General features: G+C 39.8%; 12 protein-coding genes. 8 read left to right on the top strand and 4 right to left on the bottom strand.

Annotated features, from left to right (window positions below; translation table 11 throughout):
• Positions 1-13 precede the first annotated feature (13 nt).
• The 6 genes from L6469_RS14525 to L6469_RS14550 all read left to right on the top strand — a co-directional run bounded on the left by L6469_RS14525 (position 14) and on the right by L6469_RS14550 (position 11,865).
• Positions 14-3,100 carry a DNA methyltransferase gene (locus L6469_RS14525; RefSeq protein WP_006281134.1) on the top strand — a complete coding sequence of 1,029 codons (3,087 nt, stop codon included), beginning with the start codon at positions 14-16 and terminating at the stop codon, positions 3,098-3,100.
• 1 nt (position 3,101) lies between these two features.
• Positions 3,102-6,314, top strand: coding sequence for a DEAD/DEAH box helicase family protein (locus L6469_RS14530; RefSeq protein ID WP_074803236.1), 3,213 nt, complete (start codon positions 3,102-3,104; stop codon positions 6,312-6,314).
• A 433-nt stretch (positions 6,315-6,747) separates the two neighbouring features.
• Complete coding sequence (locus tag L6469_RS14535; protein ID WP_006281949.1) at positions 6,748-8,163, top strand: AAA family ATPase; 1,416 nt, start codon at positions 6,748-6,750, stop codon at positions 8,161-8,163.
• An 86-nt stretch (positions 8,164-8,249) separates the two neighbouring features.
• Positions 8,250-9,434: a sugar-binding domain-containing protein gene (locus L6469_RS14540; protein WP_237851156.1), complete on the top strand. Its 1,185-nt coding sequence runs from the start codon at positions 8,250-8,252 to the stop codon at positions 9,432-9,434.
• Positions 9,431-11,161: a beta-glycosidase gene (locus L6469_RS14545; protein ID WP_237851157.1), complete on the top strand. Its 1,731-nt coding sequence runs from the start codon at positions 9,431-9,433 to the stop codon at positions 11,159-11,161. Before L6469_RS14540 ends, L6469_RS14545 begins: the two co-directional genes overlap by 4 nt.
• A gap of 80 nt (positions 11,162-11,241) precedes the next feature.
• Positions 11,242-11,865: a porin family protein gene (locus L6469_RS14550; protein ID WP_006281952.1), complete on the top strand. Its 624-nt coding sequence runs from the start codon at positions 11,242-11,244 to the stop codon at positions 11,863-11,865.
• 18 nt (positions 11,866-11,883) lie between these two features.
• On the opposite strand, the gene L6469_RS14555 is transcribed toward L6469_RS14550, so the two are convergent.
• Complete coding sequence (locus tag L6469_RS14555; RefSeq protein ID WP_039870094.1) at positions 11,884-14,190, bottom strand: outer membrane beta-barrel family protein; 2,307 nt, start codon at positions 14,188-14,190, stop codon at positions 11,884-11,886.
• A 341-nt stretch (positions 14,191-14,531) separates the two neighbouring features.
• On the opposite strand from L6469_RS14555, the gene L6469_RS14560 reads away from it, so the two are divergent.
• Together L6469_RS14560 and L6469_RS14565 are read left to right on the top strand one after the other, a co-directional pair.
• On the top strand, positions 14,532-15,725 hold the full coding sequence (locus L6469_RS14560; RefSeq protein ID WP_006281954.1) for a site-specific integrase: 1,194 nt from the start codon (positions 14,532-14,534) through the stop codon (positions 15,723-15,725).
• Between the two features lie 76 nt (positions 15,726-15,801).
• Positions 15,802-18,132: a glycoside hydrolase family 3 C-terminal domain-containing protein gene (locus L6469_RS14565; protein ID WP_006281955.1), complete on the top strand. Its 2,331-nt coding sequence runs from the start codon at positions 15,802-15,804 to the stop codon at positions 18,130-18,132.
• Positions 18,133-18,293: 161 nt separating this feature from the next.
• Here the strand turns inward: L6469_RS14565 and L6469_RS14570 are convergent, their stop codons facing one another.
• From L6469_RS14570 to L6469_RS14580, 3 genes are all read right to left on the bottom strand, one after another.
• On the bottom strand, positions 18,294-19,151 hold the full coding sequence (locus L6469_RS14570) for a hypothetical protein (RefSeq protein WP_074803239.1): 858 nt from the start codon (positions 19,149-19,151) through the stop codon (positions 18,294-18,296).
• 67 nt (positions 19,152-19,218) lie between these two features.
• Positions 19,219-19,776, bottom strand: a complete 558-nt coding sequence (locus L6469_RS14575; protein ID WP_143067190.1) for a hypothetical protein — start codon at positions 19,774-19,776, stop codon at positions 19,219-19,221.
• Between the two features lie 297 nt (positions 19,777-20,073).
• On the bottom strand, positions 20,074-20,829 hold the full coding sequence (locus L6469_RS14580) for a DUF5020 family protein (RefSeq protein ID WP_006281957.1): 756 nt from the start codon (positions 20,827-20,829) through the stop codon (positions 20,074-20,076).
• Positions 20,830-20,913 lie beyond the last annotated feature (84 nt).

Below are 20,913 nucleotides of genomic sequence, written 5' to 3' on the forward strand. Positions count from 1 at the left end.
AGAATACATAGATATGGCACAGAATTATTACGAGAGTTTCAAGAAGAAACTAGAAGAAATCTTCATGATGGATCATGCCGAACTGGACTTCGGTATCTACCGCATCATGAACCAGAAACGTAATGACATCCAACATTTTCTAGATTTTGAGCTACTCCCGCAGGTTAAACAGGTGCTTAAAGGTAATGATGGCGGTGATGCCGACAGGACTAAGAAACGTATGGAAGAGATTGTTGCCTCAGTGGGTGGCAATGTCGAGGTATTGCCTAAAGGCACACCAATACGCGATGAATACGACAAATTGGAAACCCAATTGGCGCATTCTGGTGATACGGAATCCATGCAGGCAGAGGTGTTCAGCCATCTTGTTACCTTCTTCTCGCGCTATTACGATGGTGGCGATTTCCTGTCTAAGCGTCGCTACAAGGACAATACCTATGCTATACCCTATAACGGAGAGGAAGTGAAACTGCATTGGGCTAACAGCGACCAGTACTATATCAAGACTTCAGAGTATTTCCGCGATTATACTTTCGTGTTGCCTACATCACGCAAGAAAGTACACTTTGTGCTAAAAGATGCCAGCACAGAACAAAACAACAATCGTGCCGCCAACAACATGGAGCGGCGCTTTGCTCTATGGGTGCCTACGCCAGAGGACGAGCTAACCACTCCCCTCGCCATTCGGAGAGGGGCTGAGGGTGAGGCTGAGTTAGATATCTATTTCACCTACGAACTGATGCCAAAGGCTACAAAGCAGAAGGATTTGTTAGCAGCAGCCTTAGAGGGTATCATGCCTCTTGTACCTGCCGACTTCGAGGAAGTGCTTACCACTAAAGCTCCTACAAAGGATAATCCCAACCGCACTTTGCTGGAGAAGCACTTGACGGACTACACAGCCAAGAATTCATTTGATTACTTTATCCATAAGGACCTTGGCGGCTTCCTTCATCGTGAGTTGGACTTCTATATCAAGAATGAAGTGCTGCATATTGATGACCTTGATGCACAGCTCATCAACAGTCAGCTGACTATTGTCCGTGCCATCAAGCAGGTGGGCGAGAAGATTATCCGTATGTTGGCTCAACTCGAAAACTTCCAACGTAAGCTGTGGTTGAAAAAGAAGTTTGTGGTTCAAAGCGACTATTGCATCACGCTTGACCGTGTGCCTGAGAAACTATATCCTGAGATTATTGCCAACGAAGCACAACGTAAGGAATGGGTACGCTTGTTTGCCATTGACGAGATTAAGGGTGACTTGACGACAGAGGCATATAGTGAACCGCTAACCATTGAGTTCTTAAAACAAAACTCTTTCCTTGTTCTTGATACCGCTTTCTTCGATGCTAAGTTTAAGCATCAGTTAGTAAAGAGCATGGAGAATATTGATGAGCAGACAAATGGTTTGCTGATTAATAGTGAGAACTTCCAAGCATTGGAATTGTTGCAGGAGAAATATAGAGAACGAGTTAAGTGTGTGTATATAGACCCTCCTTATAACACTGGTAGTGATGGATTTGCCTACAAAGACCAATATAAAGATTCTTCGTGGCTGACAATGATGGAAAACAGGTTGTTAATAGTGAAACAACTTATGACTCTTGATAGTAGTATCTCTATAAGTATTAATGAAAACGAACTATTCAATTCTAAATGTTTACTCGATAGTATGTTTTCTAAATATTTAACGACTTTCAGCGTTAAAGTTAGGCATGAAGATAGAATTCTAAAAGGAGATAAAGACTTTCATGAGGTTTATGAATCTCTTCTTCTCTATGCTTTAAGCGACTCCTTTAAGCCTTTAAAACGACAAAAAGATAACAGTTCTGATGCTGACTATCTATATACGATAGAAACCGAGGGGGGACCCGATGAAGTTTTGTCATTAGGTAATAAGGAAGTAGAAGTATATGCACCAGAGCATTATAAAATAATAAAACATCAAGAATCGAGTTTTGATTACACAAAACCTATAAGTGTTAGAGGTTCAATACGAGAAGGTAACTCTAGTGGACGCTTTTATGTTGCCTATCTTGAAAATTTAGCAGCTTCACACCCAGGTTTTATTTTCAAAGTTCCAAATATGGGGGATGACAAATTTGGTTTCAGATATTTTTGGACTCCATCTGTTGAGAGTGGAAGAAAAAACGGAGATTATTATCAAGGGGCACCAATAAATAGAAAAGATACTATAGAAATCCCTTACCCAAATTATGTTGACTTTGAGAAAGCATTTAATGACGCAACTGATGAAGGTGGTGTTTCTTTTAGAAACGGTAAAAAACCTATATCGTTTATTCAACATGTTCTCTCATTACAAAATATAGGAAAAGACAAAAATGCCTTGATTATTGATTTCTTCGCTGGTTCTGCTTCTACAGGTCATGCAGTAATTGAAATGAACAAAGACCAAGGTAATAGAAAATATCTTCTTTCTCAGGTAGGAGATATTTTTGACGATGTAACCAAGCCTCGAATGGAAAGGACTGTTTATTCTGATAGTTGGAAAGACGGTAAACCCGTATCTCGCCAAGGCATCTCTCAATGCTTCAAATACATCCGATTGGAGCAGTACGAAGATACGTTGAACAACCTTGAAATAAAGAAGCAGCAGATTGATTGGCGTGATGATGAGTTCCATGAGAGCTATATGCTCAGTTATATGCTCGATACAGAGACACGTGACTCTCTGCTGAACCAGAAGATGTTCGTCAATCCATTCAATATGTCACTGAAAACCACCAAAGACAATGAGTTGGTGGAAACAAAGGTGGATATGGTAGAGACTTTCAACTACCTTATTGGCTTGAACGTGGAAACGGAAGACTGGTTCGAGAATGACAATATCTGCGTTGTTCAAGGAAAGACACATCGTAGAGGATTGAAGACACTCGTCATCTGGCGTAACTGCGAGGAGATAGACAACGAGAAACTTTGCCGTTTCTTTGAACGCATGGACTTCCGCACCCGAGATTCTGAATTCGACCTTATCTATGTGAATGGTGACAACACTTTGCCAAACCTGCGCAGAGACGAGGAAAACTGGAAAGTGGTGCTGACGGAAGAGGAATTCGCAAAACGTATGTTTGAAGAGGCTTGATATGGCAAAGAAGAATACAAAAAGACCAGCACGTCTACAAGAAGCACTGGTACTGCATAAATACATCCTGCATCTGTTGGGATGCAAGGACTTGGAAGCTTTGAGCCAAGACTTAAAGGATCCAGCACTGGAAGGTGTGGATGACGAAGGAACGTCGCGTATTTTCTATGCGTTGAAGATGCACATGTATGACTATGAAATCAAGGAAGAAAAGCTCTATGAGTATGACCGCAACATAGTGAAACATACAAAGGAGATCAACGAACGGCGAGAGGAAAAGATAACGTGGAAGTATTACCAATACTTGGCTCTGCTCTTCACAGAAATTTATCTCGACCGCTTTTTCTCGGACAAGCAACGTCTACTTGATGACATCAACACGTTTTTGATGCATGACTTCAACCTGCGCACGGAAACATGGCACGACATGCCCATGTTCACTGAGGACGACCTGAACAAGGTGGCATTTTGGGCAGCAACCGGTTCGGGTAAAACATTGATGATGCATGTGAACATCAAGCAGTATTTGCATTATGCAGAGAAACACAATGCCAAAAAACTGAACCGCATCATGATTCTGACACCTAACGAGGGTTTGTCTAACCAACATATTGAAGAGCTGCATAAATCAAACTTTGATGCACAGCTTTTTACAAAGCAAAGTCGTGGTAGTTTCTTTGAAGGCAAAACCATTGATGTAATAGACATCAATAAACTGGCAGAACAGGATGGTGACAAGACGGTAGCAGTTGATAGTTTCGAAGGTAACAATCTGGTACTTGTTGACGAAGGACATAAAGGTAGTGGTGGAGAAGTGTGGAAAGGCTATCGGAATAAACTGACTCAGGAAGGTTTCTCGTTTGAATACTCGGCAACCTTTGGACAAGCTATTGCTGCCCAAACAGGAGCAAGCCGCAAAGCCTTAATAGAAGAATATGGTAAGGCAACGCTCTTCGACTACAGCTACCGCTACTTCTATAATGATGGTTATGGTAAAAACTACCGCATCATGAACATGGCTACTGTAGAAAACGAGGAACTGCTGAATATGTACCTAACAGCCTATCTGCTGTGCCTCTATGAGCAGACACTGGCTTTCGATGGCGATATGAACATAAAAAACAAGTTCCTCATCGCTCGTCCATTAGGCATCTTTGTTGGTAGCTCTGTAAATGCTGTACGCACAGAAAAAAAACGTAAGATAAGTGATGTCGTGAAGATACTTCTTTTCTTCCAATCCTTCATTAATAGACCTTCGGAGTTTAGCGGCTACATCAAACGACTGCTTAATCCTAATGATGGCATCAAGAATCTACGTGGATATTCGCTATTTGCCAATAATTTCTTATTGACAAAACAAGGATTGAAACTTGGTGAGGAAGATGCTTTCGCTGCCCAGACATATCATAAGATCATGGAAAAGCTATTCCACAGCAATGTGCCCAATGCCAATTTGCATATAGATAAACAGAAAGGTGGTGATGGCGAAATTGGTCTTCGCGTAGGAAATGCTCCTTACTTCGGAGTTATAAATGTGGGTGACAGTGATACGCTTATCAAACTGTGTGAATCGAACGACTTGGACTGTGAGACACGTGAGTTTGGTAACAATTCTCTGTTTTCACACATTAACGATGATGACTCTACAATCAACATCCTTATAGGTTCCAAGAAGTTCAGTGAAGGATGGAGTAGCTGGCGTGTCAGCGCTATGGGCTTGATGAACGTAGGACGTAGTGAAGGCTCGGAAATCATTCAGCTCTTTGGTCGTGGTGTGCGCTTGAAAGGCTACAAGTATTCTTTGAAACGAAGCACAGCCCTTGACAGTAGTTACAATCCTGGCAATCTGCCAAAAGGATTGCGAGAGATAGAAACACTGAATATCTTTGGCGTAAGGGCAGATTATATGGATACTTTCCGAAAATATCTGGAAGATGAAGGATTGCCAGCAAATGAAGAAGCATATACGGAAGTGAAGATTCCAACCGTCAACTTGCTTGGTGAGACGAAACTGAAAGTGGTTCGTCTGAAAGAAGGATATGACTTCAAGAAAACGGTAGTGGTGCATCCTGAAGAATGCATCGATAAAGTGCGTGTCAAGGTGGACTGGCTGCCAAAGGTTGATGCATTGTGGAGTAAAAAGGCTGGTGTAGAGGAAGGTGCAGTAATGCCTAAAGGCAAATTACGTTCCAGTCATCTTGCATTGCTCAATTGGAACAAGATATTCTTTGCCATTGAGCAGATGAAAAATGAACGTAGTTGGTGGAATATGGAGCTAAGCATGGGAACATTGCAAAGTTTGATGCAGTCCTCAGATTGGTATGAATTGTTTATTCAAGAAGATGACCTCACGCCAAAAGACTTTGGAAGGGATGTGGCTCGATGGGAGGAGATTACCATTGCTTTGCTACGTGCATACATTGATCGTGCCTACAAGATGAGCAAAGGAAAGTGGGAATCAAAGTATATGGAGACTGTCTATTTGTCGCCAAACGATCCAAACTTCTTTGAGGAATACACTGTGGAAGTCCGCAATGACAGACAAGAATGGATAGACAAACTGCACGAGCTTCGCGAGCAGATATTATCAGGCAATTTGGAACGTGACTTCTCTATCTACGGACCTTGGATAACATCACTTCGTTTCGACCAGCATCTTTTCTATCCGTTGCTATGCCTACAGGATAGAAACGCTAATGGTAAGAAGCAACTGGTGGATAAAGATACCAACGAACCACTGATAAAGATTTCTCCTGTAGCTCTTAATCCTGGGGAAAAACGATTTGTGTCCGATGTAAGGAAATTCTTTGATGACAATAGGAATGGAATGCTTGCTAATAAGGAAATATACCTTCTCAGAAACGAGAGCCGTAAGGGCATAGGCTTTTTTGAAGCAAGTGGATTCTATCCTGACTTTATCCTTTGGGTGAACGATGGGGAACATCAGCATGTCACTTTCATTGATCCAAAAGGAATCCGTAACCTAAAGGGATTGCAAGACCCGAAGATTCAACTCTACAAAACGCTGAAGGAAGAAGTGGAACCTACGCTTCATGATGCAGACATTACACTCGATAGTTATATTCTCTCCAACACAGCATATCAAGACGTGAATTTCTGGGGTACACGTCCCGAGTTTGCCGAAAACCATGTACTGTTTGATGAAGATGATAATTATATAGAAAATATCTTCAAGAATATAATGAACAGCTGAATACAAATCCTAAATAAGGGGTCGTGTCTTTTATTTTTGACACGGCCTCATGCCCGGAGCTATATTTTCCGCAATGTTTACCTCTATAGTATTTGATTATTCTGTAAGACAAAAAGTTGGTGGAACTAATATAACTCCTGTTGTTGTTTAGTGCAAATCCAAATTGACTTGCGATTAATATTACCATATTCTAAACTTATTTTGGGCGGAAACAGCCAAAATAATCAAGTTTCCGCCCAAGATAAGTAACAATCTTGCACCTAAATTTGTGGTAAAACATGATTTATTTCGGGCGGAAACATTAAAAAATGCAAGTTTCCGCCCGAAATAAATCTTATTTAAAATATTCTTTGTATCTTTGTATCAGCAATTTATGATAGAATCATAATATTTCTACCCATTATTTTTTGAATCGACAAAATACAAGGTCAAAATGGAAAGAATTATTAGTAGGGAATCGGAATTAGAAAGACTTTCTGACTACTTTAAGTCAGGAAGGAGTGAATTCATAGCCTTATATGGTCGTCGCCGTGTTGGCAAGACCTTTCTTATCCGTAGTTTCTTCAAGGATCAATTTGACTTCTACGCAACAGGAGTCATTGACGGGTCACGAGAAACAGAGATGGAGGCTTTCCATAATGCATTGGTACGCTATGGCCACAAAGGAGACAAAGCATCCTCATGGATTGAGGCTTTTACACAACTTGCGGAACTCTTGGAGAGGAAAAACAAAAATCGCAAGCGTCGTCTGACTGTGTTCATTGATGAATTGCCTTGTTTCGATACGCGTCGTTCTGGATTTCTACAAGCATTGGATTTATTTTGGAACAGTCGTGCCTCATGGTTAGATAACATTTACTTGGTTGTATGCGGTTCTGCTACCTCATGGATGATGCGCAATATTGTCAACAACAAGGCAGGACTCCATAAGCGTACCACACACACCATGCACCTACGTCCTTTCTCTCTTGGACAAACAGAGGAATATCTAAAAAGCAGGAAATTCCGTTGGCCAAGAATTGCCGTATTGCAGGCTTATATGGTGCTTGGTGGAGTACCATACTATTTGAGTCTGCTTGATCCGAAGAAAAATGTGCCAGACAACATAGATTCTCTTTTCTTTTCAGCAGAGCCTGAACTGGAGAATGAATACCAGAGACTCTTCAACTCTCTTTTTAAGAATGCTGATTCATATATGGAAATTATACGACTGCTCAGCACACGTCGAGATGGTTACACTCGTTCAGAGATAGCGAAAGAATTGAAGATTGCAGACAATGGCCATCTAAGTGACATGTTGGATGATTTGGAGCACTGTGACTTTATTCGCCGTTATAACAATGGCTCATTGCTGAAAAACGGAATCTACCAGTTGATAGATTTTTTCTCTCTATTCCACTATCGTTTTGGAACTCGCAGAGTGACGGATGAACATTTCTGGCGCAACACACTCGGTACGCCCGAACAAAACAATTGGTATGGTCTTACTTTCGAACGTGTTTGTCTGTGGCATGTAAGACAGATCATACATGGTTTGAGGCTTGATGCTATCAGACATGAATACTATGCATGGCGCAGTCAGAAAAGCCGACCTGCCGTCCAGATAGACTTGGTAATAGACCGTGCAGACGGTATTGTGACTATCTGTGAGATGAAATACTCAAAGGATGACTACACTCTTAATGAGACTGAATACAGAAACATCGTCCGTCGCATGGAAACTTTTCAAAAGGAAACAGGGCACAAAGGCGGAGTGCAGGTAAGCCTCGTAACGACATACGGGCTAAATGAGAATATGTATTCGGAAATCTCTCCGATACCTATTACCATGGACGAGTTATTTGGATAAAAATGAAGGACTATGTAACCAGTATATTTGCAGTTAAACTAGTATATAATCACCTTAGACTTGTAAAAAAACCTGAATAATCAATTATGAAAAAAATATTTTTATCTCTACTATTGATATCCTTGCCCTTATTCTTGCCGTTATCTTTGTCTGCTCAATCACGGACACGGCTTGCCCTTGATGGTCAGTGGCAGTTTGCGCTCGATCCGCTGGGCTCGTTGTCTATCAATTCGCCATTTAGCGATCTGGTTTCGCTTCCCGGAACTACTGATACGAATCGCAAGGGGGTCGCTATCAAAGATACTACTGAGACTACGCATCTTTCTCGTCTTTTCTCGTATAAGGGTAAAGCGTGGTATAGCCGTAACATCTACATCGACAAAAGTTGGAAGAATCATACTATTATCCTCCATCTTGAACGCACTAAGACTACTACTATCTTTGTTGACGGCAAACTGTGTGGAGGCAGTAATGATGTATCTACTCCCCAGACTTTTGATCTCTCTAAGGTTCTTACACCAGGACAGCATACGCTTACTATTCTTGTGGATAACGGCAGTGGGGTTCCTGAACAAGTATACGCTTCTTCACATGCCTACACAGAAGATACTCAGACGAACTGGAACGGTATCATCGGACAACTGTATCTGGAGGCCATCCACCCTACTCACTTCACCGATTTGCAAGTCCGCACAGACATTGAGCACCCTACCGTGGCACAGGTGACCTTCCGCTGTACGCCGAATCTGAAACGCAAAGACAAAATCATTTTCTCTGTTATCGATACCGATGGCGACAAAGAAAAGATTATCGCTCAAAAATCTTTCCCGATAGCATCACTGCTCCATGAACAAGACAAGGATGCTACTATTCATTTCGACTTGTCTGAAACATCTAAACGATGGAGTGAGTTTCATCCTAACCTCTTCCGACTGAAAGCTGAAATTGTAGGTAAAGATATCTATGAAACAACCTTTGGACTTACCAAAATGGAAACTCGGAATCATCACTTTTATGTGAATGATACCCTCACTTTTCTACGAGGTAAACATGATGCCTGCGTATGGCCACAAACGGGACATGTTGCCATGAAGACTGATGACTGGAAAGAATATCTCACGCAGCTCAGTACCTATGGCATCAACCACATTCGGTTCCATTCCTGGTGTCCACCTGAAGCTGCATTTCAGGCAGCTGATGAGTTGGGTATCTACTTACAACCAGAACTTCCTTTTTGGGGGATTTCAAGGCTGAAGATTCTACCCTCATGACCTTTCTTCTGAAAGAAGGCAAGAATATTATCCGTACCTATGGACATCATCCTAGTTTCCAAATGATGGCTTTAGGTAATGAACTCTGGGGTTCTATCGAAGCCATGAAACAATTTGTGGATACTTTCCGCAAAATGGCACCTGAAAAACTCTATACTTTCGGCTCTAACTTCTATCTAGGCTACCAGGGCATCAAACCGGGAATGGATTACTTCACCACTTGTCGTATCGGTGGTGAAGGATGGGGCAACTATAATACCCACACTCGTGGCTCATTCGCCTTTGCCGATGTCTACGATGGTGGTATGCTCAACCATTTCTATCCGAATTCCACCCGAAATTTTGATCTTGCCTGCGATGCAGCCAATGTTCCTGTTATCAGCCACGAGACGGGCCAATTCCAGACTTATCCTGATTTCGAAACAGAAATACCTGAGTATAAAGGGGTGCTCTATCCGTATAATATGATGACTTTCCAGAGAAGACTGCAAAAAGCCGGTCTGGCCGACATGGCTAAAGCCTTCCATGATGCCAGCGGAAAATGGGCCGTACAACTCTATAAGGCTGATATCGAAATGGATCTCCGTACCAAGAACATGGCCGGCTTCCAGCTCCTCGACATTCAGGATTATCCAGGACAGGGTTCGGCTTACGTGGGTATTCTCGATGCCAATATGCAAACAAAAGGGATTACCACCCAAGATGAATGGAAACAGTGGTGCTATAATACTGTTATTCTGGCTGAACTGCCTAAATTCTGCTTTTCTGATGAGACGATTCTGGCTGATATCAAAATAGCTAATTACAGTGGTGCTTCCTTGAAGGGTAAAAATATTCTTTGGGGACTCTCTCGCAAAAACGGTAATACAACTAATTTGTCGGATACGCCCATCGTACAGGGACAATTAACTGTAAATTCTGATGCTCAAGGGCTCATCTCAGTGGGAACTATCTGTATACCTCAGGCTAAAAACTTGCAATCTGGTAGGTATAGTTTAACGCTCACAACGGCTTCTTCTGATAATAATGAGGAAGTATATCGTAACAATTACAGTATATGGGTCTACCCTTCCATCGATAAGGCGGAAGCAGAAAAAGGTAAAGTGCTGATTACAAGTACACTGAACGATGCTGTCGCCAATAAGTTAAAACGAGGCGCTGTCGTTCTCTGGATGCCTGACAGTACGACCTTCGCAAACGATTCTGCGCTCTACAAAAATACCGTTGGCGGACTCTTCTTGACGGATTACTGGAACTGGCGTATGTTTAAGACAATCAGCGAAAACAACAAGAAACCTGTTTCTCCGGGTACACTCGGCCTGTATATCGCTAACCCTCTGCATCCTATCTTTACTGATTTCCCAACTGACAGCTACACTTCATGGCAATGGTTTGATGCTACCAAGAACAGTCGCCCACTCATGCTCGATAACTTAGATAAGAAGTATCGCCCTATCGTACAAGTTATTGATAATATCGAACGTAATCATCGTCTGGGACTTATCTTTGAATTCCAAGTTGGCAAAGGTAAATTAATGGTCTGCATGACTAATCTACGTAGCAAACTTCCTGAAACGAAAGCTCTTTATCGTGGCATTCTTCGTTATATGAATTCTGATGCCTTTGCGCCTGCTACGCAAATCTCATGGGAAGAACTCAAAAAGGGTCTTACTGATAACGTTGATGAAAACCAACTCAAAGAGCTCAATAATATTTCTCAATATTAGCAACAAATAGTCTCTTCATGCGTTATAAAGGTAATTAAAAATAACCATAAAAACAGAAGTAACAATTTAATCACAAAAAAATGGTAAAGAAAACAGCATTAACTTTATTTGTTGCAGTCATAGCACTTACAGCAAATGCACAAAAACTTAGATTTGGAGTAAAGGGGGGATTAAACTTTTCTAAAGAAACTCAAGGTAAAGTAGAACAACTGTATATTTCCAGCGATTTATCGTTTCGAACAAGCTTTCATATTGGAGGAGTTATGAATTACGCTTTAACGGATCAATTAGAATTAGAAGCAGATCTTCTCTATTCTCAACAAGGATATAAAGACATCATCTATACTACAGCTATTGAACAAAACATAGCCAATGAGAACTATACCGTTACAAGTCATTATATCAACCTCCCTATTGCCATAAAATACTACATTGCCGACGGATTTTATGCAGAATGTGGTCCACAGATAGGCTATTTACTTTCCAAGAAAGGCGAACTAGAGAATTGGGAAAACACATATGACGCTTATTCTTCTAACAATACCAAGAAGATCGATTTTGGTATTTTTGGTGGACTAGGCTATCGTTTCAATAACAATGTATTTATAGAAGGACGATATATTCATGGATTGACTGGAACATCTAAAGTCGTAGACGGTTGCAAGAACCGTAACATTCAGATATCATTAGGTTATCTCTTCTAACTCCCACGTCTTTTATCATTACAATCTTTCCTTCTCTGCATTACCAGCACCAGTTCCTTTGTATTTGCTTCGAGAGGTATTGAAGTTGTATGTGATAGAGGCACCGATGGATTGGGTAAAGGTATAGGCATCCCTCGACATCGTTGTTACAGGGAAATAACCTGTCCAGCTGTCACGCTTAGTACGAAAGATATCGTTGGCTATAATAGCTGCTGTAATCTTATCATCAAAGAATTTCTTCTGAACACGAGCATTCACTCTAAAGTCATGGTTGTAATAAGTAAAACCATTGTAATAGCTTGTTGAATAGTGCAAATAAAGCATTGCCTTGGTTGTCTTGTTGAGGGTAAACCAATTGCGGAAGTCGAATTCCCACTCTGGCTTATTAAAATTCCTATCTACACCATAAGCCTTTGTGTCAAAGTTCTGCTGCCAGTAGCTAACTGTGAGCGTTGGCAAATAGAATCCAAATTTAGGAGAGGCTGTTAGCGAGAGATTATAAAATTCAGCCTTATCGAAATTGCGATCTGTCCATATTGTTATTTCCGTTCCTTCCTTATACAGGCTACCAAAACTCTGCTGTACATCCTTGTCACGTCTGTATCCAGCAACAAAACTCAACCAAGAATAGGTGACATTCAGACTGAGATTCTGCTTTATTGTTGGACGCAACAACGGATTACCACCTTCATATTGATAGCGATTGTCATATTGTACGTTAGAATTTAAAGAACGATAGCTTGGACGACTTATACGCTTATCATATCCCAACTGAACACCCCATTTATTCTTTTCCCATCCTAAGGTAACACTAGGGAACCAATCACGATATTTTCGACTTGGCTCTGTCTGGAATTTTCCAAAGGAATAATAATCAGAATTAACCGATTCGTAGCGCAAGCCTCCAACAAAGTTCCATCCTCCTAAATTCAATTGATATTCTGCAAAAGCAGCTGTATTACTTTCTTTTATTTCATCATCTGAAGGCAATAACACCTGTTCCATATTGGTATAAACACCATGATTATTAGAGCGGCTTATCTCAGAACCTACACTCAGTTCGCCCTTCCACACAGGATAACTCAACACTAATTTTCCAGCCAACAGATTATTACGATTTACATTGTATGTATTTACCTCACGATTACCCAATTGCAGACTTTCTTCATGGGAAGCTTGATTACGTGTGTTTTTCTTCCAAATCCATGTTCCGTTGAAATCAATACCAAGTTTGCCAGCCTTACCCACATAATACATATTTGCTTCATGTTGTGGGTTATCGCTCATCTGTATTGTCATCAACTGATCAACATTTCCTTCAAGAACATCATTACGCTTTATATTTTGTAATGTTTGAGCTGTTCCACCTTGATAAATAGAACCCTTCAGTTTATAAGAGAAACCTATAGAATTGTCGACATTAAAATCATAACTTGCCCCTATCTTGCCATTAACAAGGGTGTACCAAAAACTATTTGGAGCATATTGACTAATATTGATATGATTGCCGTTTGTATAAATATCAGTAGCCAATGTGTTGTCTTCAGAGTAGTTAGCATGATTTAATGCCATTGAACCTGTTAGTTCCAAGCCACCAGTGCGATATTTTACCGTAGCGTCATCATAGTTTGCCCATTTCTTGTTATAACCTAGCCAACTATATGTCTCCACGCCAAAACCATCACCCTGAGGCTTTAAGGTTTTAATACGTATCACGGCACCCACCTCAGCGTTATATTTTGCACCAGGTGAGGTTATTATTGATACGCTCTTGATATCTGTAGATTTCAGTTGTTTCAGTTCTTGAATATCCTGCACTTTTTTGTTATTAATGTATATCTCAGGAGTTCCCTTAGCAAACACAGTAAATTTTCCGTCCTCGCCTTGCACGTTTGGCAGCATAGAAAGGACATCATCTGCCGTTCCAACATCTTTAAGCATCGAATTATGAATATCCACAGCCATACCGCCTGCAGTCATCTTGTATTGAGGATATTCACCTTTTATCACCACCTCACCAAGTGTTTGGGTAGCAAGTTGCATCTTAATGTCTCCCACACTCCCATGCTGGACAGCAATAAACATGGTTTGATAACCCACGCTTGAAAGTTTAAGTAATCCGTCCTTGCCTTCTGCATCAATGATGAATGTTCCATCGTCCTTGGTTATGACTCCCTTAACAAAAGAAGAGTCAGCACTATTTAATAATACAACATTAGCAAAAGCCAAAGGCTGTGACAATTCATCAATAACACGACCTGTTATTGTCTGAGCAAAAGAAGCAATTGAGCATAGCCATAGAAAAGACATTAAGAATATACGCATAAGTAAGTATTTATTTTGTTCAAGATTCAATATACAAGTGCAAATTTAGTTAATATTTTTCATATAGTGCTCTTATAGTGTTGAAAAGTTGACGAACATTATTATATTGTGCGTCCAGTTGCTGAACTTGTAAAGAAGATTGTTCTTTTTTCATTTGCGCTCAATTTAAGCACAAAGGTTCTAAAAATACGATACTTTATCGCTCTATCCAATACAAAAAACGAGAATTTATATACTAGACTTACTCAAAAAATGGATTAATTCTCTATATTTTTATTCGATTTGGGATATAAAATATCCCCCATCACAGTATAACAATGTAACAACTATAATTTTATACTATGACATCAATAAAAATAAAGTTTAGACCTTCCACTGTTGAAGATAAAGAAGGATGCATCTATTTTCAAATTATCCATAACCGCGTAGTTCGCCAGTTAAACACCGACTATCATATTTTTGCAAATGAATGGGATGCAACAGAAGAATGTATTATCATGAACGAAAACCGATACGCTGTTTTGTGCAATATCAAGGAGCATTTGAAATGGGACTTCACCCGATTGAAAAACATTATCAGACAAATGGAGACAGAGGAACTTAGATATACGACGGATACTATAATAGCTACATTCCAACGTGTAACTAAAGAAACTTCGTTTTTCACCTTCATGCACAATACCATAGCACAATTAAAGCTTTTGGGCAAGATCCGAACATCTGAGACTTATGCCGCTACACTTAAAAGTTTTATCACTTTTCGAGACGGACGAGATATCCCACTTAATGGCATCAATTCTGACCTCATGCTTCTGTATGAGGCTTATCTAAAAGCCAGAGGGGTTAGCATGAACACCATTTCTTTCTATATGCGCAATCTTCGCGCTGTCTATAATCGTGCCGTAGAAAAGGAGCTGACTCCACAAATCTATCCGTTTCGACACGTCTATACGGGAGTTGAGAAAACTGTTAAACGAGCCGTTCCTATCAAAACGATTAAAGCCTTGAAAGAACAGGACTTGTCGTTGAAACCGATACTCGATTATGCACGTGATATGTTCTTATTCAGTTTCTACACTCGTGGCATGTCTTTCATCGACATGTCATACCTCAAAAAGAAAGACTTGAAAAACGGTTTCCTGACTTACCGACGAAAAAAAACGGGTCAGCTGCTCACGATCAAGTGGGAGAAGTGCATGGAGGAGATTATCGACAAATACCCTAAAAATGAGACGATCTATCTTCTTCCTATCATTACCAAACCAGGCAAGGAACGAAAACAATACAACAATGCCCTTCATTTAGTGAACTATCACTTAAAAGAGCTTTCGACTATGCTTAAACTCCAGAGACCACTGACCATGTATGTAGCTCGCCACTCTTGGGCAAGTGCTGCCAAATTTAAAAATATACCTTTATCTGTTATCAGCGAAGGTATGGGACATGACTCTGAAGCAACGACACGGATTTACCTTGCTTCACTAGAAACGTCAGTGGTTGACAAAGCAAATAAGATGATTTTGGGATTATTGTAAATAGATAGAGTTATATTTTCAAAGAAAAATGTATCTTTGCACCATAGCTAACCAAATAATAACATTAAACCTTAACATGAGAAAAAAAATATTGCTTATGTGTGCTTCTATAGCTCTTGTCAGTTGTAATAACCAAACTATACTTATTAATCAGCAGGTTGACGCTCTTTACGATAGAATGTCGCAGGAAGAACGCATTAACCAATTACGTAGTGGATATATGGATGACTTGTTTGATGAACAGGGTAATCTGGATACCGTAAAATGTAAAGAGTTGATTCCGTTTGGTATCGGTCACTTCTCTCAATATGCCAGCCAAAAACCGCTCGATGCAAATATTCTTCGAGACCGCGTTGCTGCTGTACAAGACTGGCTCATACATCATACTCCTAACGGAATTCCTGCTCTATTCCACGAAGAAGTGCTCTCGGGTGTTAACACGAAAGATGCTACGATCTATCCACAACAAATAGGACAAGCATGCTCTTTTAATCCCGAACTAGCTGAGCGAAAGACCTTACAAACGGGTATCGATATGCGCAAAATGGGAGGCGTACTCTCCTTATCGCCTATGGTAGACGTATGCCGAAATCCAAGTTTCAACCGGCTCGAAGAGTCGTATGGCGAAGATGGGTATCTGTCAGCTGTAATGGGTACTGCCTTTGTCAAGGGATTGCAACAGGGCGACTTAACCAAGGGTGTGGGGGCTTGCAGCAAGCACTATCTCGGATATGGTGGCGGAGGCGATGCTAAGGAAAAGGAGATGATGGAAGAAATTCTACTTCCTCACGAAACAATGATTCGACTGGCTGGAAGCAAAGCGCTGATGCCTGGTTATCACGCTGTACATGGTACTAACTGTGTAGCTAATCATGAGATACTGACCGATATTCTTCGTGGCTATCTCGGCTTCGATGGTATGGTGGTTAGTGACTATACAGCCATAGACCAAATTCCTGGTCTTGATACTCCTCTTCAGAAGGCTACTGCAGCGATCAACGCTGGCAACGATGTGGATTTTCCGCATGGGGCCAACTATAAGTTCCTGCAGGAAGGTCTCGATAAAGGTATGGTTAAGTCCGAGGCTTTTGAGCGTGCTGTAAAAGATGTTCTTCGCCATAAATATCGCCAAGGGCTCTTCGACAAGAACGCTTATCTCTACAGCAAAGATCCTATTCAGCTCGATAGTAAGGAGGAGCGACAGACTGCCTACGATATCGCTACACAAAGTGTCGTTTTACTTGAAAATAAAGGGATATTACCGCTTCGAGGCAAACAGAATATCTTCGTCACAGGTCCGAATGCGAATACAATGTGGGCCATGTGTGGTGACTATTCGTTCCCGGCAATGACTTATTTCTGGAAGAAGGTAACTGAAGATCTTGACCATCCTCATATCGTGAAACTCCTCGAAGGTATGAAAGACCGAAAGCCTGCGGGGATAAATATTTCTTATTCCCGCGGATGTGACTGGACTGATACTATCGAAACCAAGTATGCTGTATCTGGTGATGAACGTGCTTGGGAATACGAGGTATTACATCGTAAGGTCGATTCTGGTGAAAAGGCTGATGAAACTGAAGCTCTGGCCATGGCAAAGGAGGCGGATGTTATCATCGCAGCTGTTGGTGAGAATGTAATGCTATGTGGCGAAAATCGTGATCGACAGGGGCTTTGCCTCCCGGGACATCAGGAACAATATGTAGAACGACTTCTGGCTACAGGAAAACCTGTTGTGCTGGTTGTTTTTGGTGGAAGAGCGCAAGTCATCTCTAACATTGCCAACCGTTGTGCTGCTGTTATCCAGGCTTGGTATCCTGGTGAGGAAGGTGGTCATGCTGTTGCAGATATTCTCTACGGTAACGTGTCTCCATCAGCTAAACTTTCTGTAAGTTATCCGAATGTAGAACTGAACGAGCCTATCTGCTATAACTATTCTGCCAAACAGGATTCACGTGTGGCTTGGCCTTTCGGCTATGGTCTGAGCTATACCACTTTCGACTATAGTAATCTTGAAGTTCCTACAGAAGTGAAGACTTCTGATGAAAGCTTGCATATCGCATTCGAAGTAGCAAATACGGGAAAAATGGATGCTGATGAAATCGCTCAGGTTTACTTGTCTCCTACTCAAGAGAATCAGAATATCCGCCCTATCCAACTGCAGGGCTTTGCCCGCATATCACTCAAGGCTGGTGAGCGTAAGAAAGTAAAGGTAAAACTCTACACTGAACAGTTTGGCTATTATTCTAACAACGGTAAACGACAATGGAATATCGCCCCTGGCACATTTACGGTCAAGATAGGAGCCTCATCACAGGATATCAAATTGCAAAAAAATATAACCGTCAAGGGAGATATCGTAGTGAAACCTTTGCGTGATTTTTACTTCTCTGAAGTCATCAAGTGATTCCTTATACCAAAAGAATAGTCTTACAAATACATTCATCATTTTCGCTGTGGTAACATTCCTGCTTGCAAGATATGTTACTACAGCGGAAATGATTATCCATGTATAAATTACTTTCTATAATATATCTTCACTTTCTATAGAAGATGAATAGGTTATATTTACTCATAATAAATAATACCTTTTTGTGCGTCAACAATCACATAACCTTTCAAAAATAATGAAGGACCCATACTTCCAAGAATGTCAGATATGTATATTTTATCAGCTAATCCTATTGAAGCATTTCTTATTCTCTTCATACCAACATTGCAATAGCTTGCATAGATTCCGTTTCCGACATTGTTACCAGACTTATCTTTTGCAGGAAATATCTTGAAGTCATTTCTTTTTATAAAACTTTGCAAAGACGAATTCCTAGTAAAAAGGAATAATGGAGAAGAATTACCAAGATCAAAGACGAACTTTCCCTTAATACTGCCACGATGTCCATATGTGTCTGCAAGGAATAATGTTGTTTCTACAACTGGCATGGGAGATAATTCTACCATTTTATATTCATTTTTAGGAGTTACAGAATCCTTCCCAACAAAATCAAGTATTCTTCTACTAAAATGAAATCGTATCATATTCGCTGTTGAATCTTTTTCATTCTTCAACAAATGTATTGGAACCCCTATTTTATCATATCCATCTATAACATATATATTACCTTGGTAACTTAAATCTCCAATATTAACCTTGCCACAGCTAATTTTAGAAACAGGATAACTTCCATAAAAAGATTTAATTTCAGAATAACCAGAATCAACAGTCTGATATAAAGAATCTATAAACAATCTATTATAGTTATGTTCGTTAATAAGAATTCCTGGTAAACCAGACTCGACATATATCCACACGCTATCATGACCGTTAACAGTTGTGTTGATATAATAGTGACTGTCTTTATATGTCATCTGAAAACTTGTTTGACTAAAAGAAACAAGAGGATAAACAATAAAAGATAATATTAACATGAGATAATTTTGCAGAAATCTCATAACCAATTATTTAAATAAATTAGAATAGTTTATAATATATAAGTTATTTATTAGAATCAAGATACTTTTTTATTGCTTCGCGACCAATCACCCAATTACACAATAAAATATCACCGGTTATTGAAGGATCGGGGATAAACTGTGTATTTAATATAATATTTTCAAATTCCAAAATTTCTTTATTTGTGATATCTGATGATATTTTATGGCTCATCTGAAATGAAACCTTTTTAACAACTCCATCATGTGGCGCTATTATTAACTTGCAAATTATAGGATTAAACTTATATCCCAAAACTTTATTTAATATTTGGAAAGATACTTGCTTTAATATATTATATTCCATTTGTTTAAATATGCTCTTTTGCTTCAAAGCATACTTCCTGACTTCCCAATCTGCGGACTGCTTCAAACCAGTTAAGTTTTCTCGATTTGTGTGTACGATATTAATTTTTTCAAATCTATCTGAAATACGCTCACGTAACACACTATCCTTTTGCTCTAAATTATAACACTCTTCCCTGTCAACATAACAAGGATGACTATTTACAGTTAAATGTCCAGCAAAAAACAAGCATAAGCTAATTATTAAATATTTCATAATATTAAATTTTAAATTACGATTAATGATACACAAGAGAAACACATCCAAATCTGTTATATATTCACGTGAGTTCGACAAAATCAACATGCAAGTGCAAATATAGCTTATATTCTTCATAAACCACTCTTTTGGTGTTGAAAATCAAATACAGTGTTTATTTTTTATACTTTTTTGAGTTGGATGTACTCTACTCAAATTGGCAACTTTTTATAAGTAGTATGGTTAGAATAACATATCTATGACAAGTGCGACATGATTCCATCTTAACAATGAAATGATGTCGCACTTATCTTTTTAATTAAAAGCCCACTTTAATGCCAATGTTGGGATAGCATAAAAGCGATTATTTTGTCCCTGATCGTTCCAAACAAAATTATTGGATAACTCAACCTCTGTTCCTACGCTCAGATTAATTTTATCCCATCCTTTAATCGTATTCAAATTAAACCAAAACTGAGGTTCGCTCAACCAAATAAGTTTACCATTTACATTAGGATCATACCAAAGATCATTGAAACCAGAGAAGGTACAAAGTCGATTTAAAAAATTAATGCTCCATACTTCTGTAAGCTGAAAACCACTGAAAGGACGGGCCCCATAATGACGATTCTTGAAATAATACTTATACATGGCCTGAAGCGAGAATGTTTTAGTAAAATCTGCTGAATGCCAATTCCATGCACCACCAGCCAGCACAGCATGCTGAAAACGAGTAGCGTCCCAAGTCTTTTCGTTAGAACTCAAACCACCATTATACTCTACATGTACTGCCCACTGCTTATTCTTGCTCACATGAAATTCACGTGAAATTTCCCAATAGGCTCCTTCTACACCATCACGCTGATAATTAATATCAGTAAACATAAATGTACTACCCCACGCATCGGGTTTAAACATTTCGACAGTTGTTGTTACACTTGGACGAGAAGTTAGATTACCATTAAGTACGTGTCCCATGTCATAATGGAGTTGGACATTTTGAGCACTAGCTGTCACGCCGACAGAAGTCAAGACTATAGCCAAAATCTTGTTTTTTAATTGTGACTTCATTCCCTATTTTAATATTATAAACTGATTTTTTTCTCTTCATCTTTAAATGATACTAAATGCAAAATTACTAAAAAAAATCGTTTT

The organism is Segatella baroniae B14, assembly GCF_022024235.1.
Lineage (GTDB): Bacteria > Bacteroidota > Bacteroidia > Bacteroidales > Bacteroidaceae > Prevotella > Prevotella bryantii.

Coding starts and splice junctions, on each gene's coding strand:
- L6469_RS14525 (WP_006281134.1), top strand. CDS start 14: ATGGCACAGAATTATTACGAGAGTTTCAAGAAGAAACTAGAAGAAATC.
- L6469_RS14530 (WP_074803236.1), top strand. CDS start 3,102: ATGGCAAAGAAGAATACAAAAAGACCAGCACGTCTACAAGAAGCACTG.
- L6469_RS14535 (WP_006281949.1), top strand. CDS start 6,748: ATGGAAAGAATTATTAGTAGGGAATCGGAATTAGAAAGACTTTCTGAC.
- L6469_RS14540 (WP_237851156.1), top strand. CDS start 8,250: ATGAAAAAAATATTTTTATCTCTACTATTGATATCCTTGCCCTTATTC.
- L6469_RS14545 (WP_237851157.1), top strand. CDS start 9,431: ATGACCTTTCTTCTGAAAGAAGGCAAGAATATTATCCGTACCTATGGA.
- L6469_RS14550 (WP_006281952.1), top strand. CDS start 11,242: ATGGTAAAGAAAACAGCATTAACTTTATTTGTTGCAGTCATAGCACTT.
- L6469_RS14555 (WP_039870094.1), bottom strand. CDS start 14,190: ATGCGTATATTCTTAATGTCTTTTCTATGGCTATGCTCAATTGCTTCT.
- L6469_RS14560 (WP_006281954.1), top strand. CDS start 14,532: ATGACATCAATAAAAATAAAGTTTAGACCTTCCACTGTTGAAGATAAA.
- L6469_RS14565 (WP_006281955.1), top strand. CDS start 15,802: ATGAGAAAAAAAATATTGCTTATGTGTGCTTCTATAGCTCTTGTCAGT.
- L6469_RS14570 (WP_074803239.1), bottom strand. CDS start 19,151: ATGTTAATATTATCTTTTATTGTTTATCCTCTTGTTTCTTTTAGTCAA.
- L6469_RS14575 (WP_143067190.1), bottom strand. CDS start 19,776: ATGAAATATTTAATAATTAGCTTATGCTTGTTTTTTGCTGGACATTTA.
- L6469_RS14580 (WP_006281957.1), bottom strand. CDS start 20,829: ATGAAGTCACAATTAAAAAACAAGATTTTGGCTATAGTCTTGACTTCT.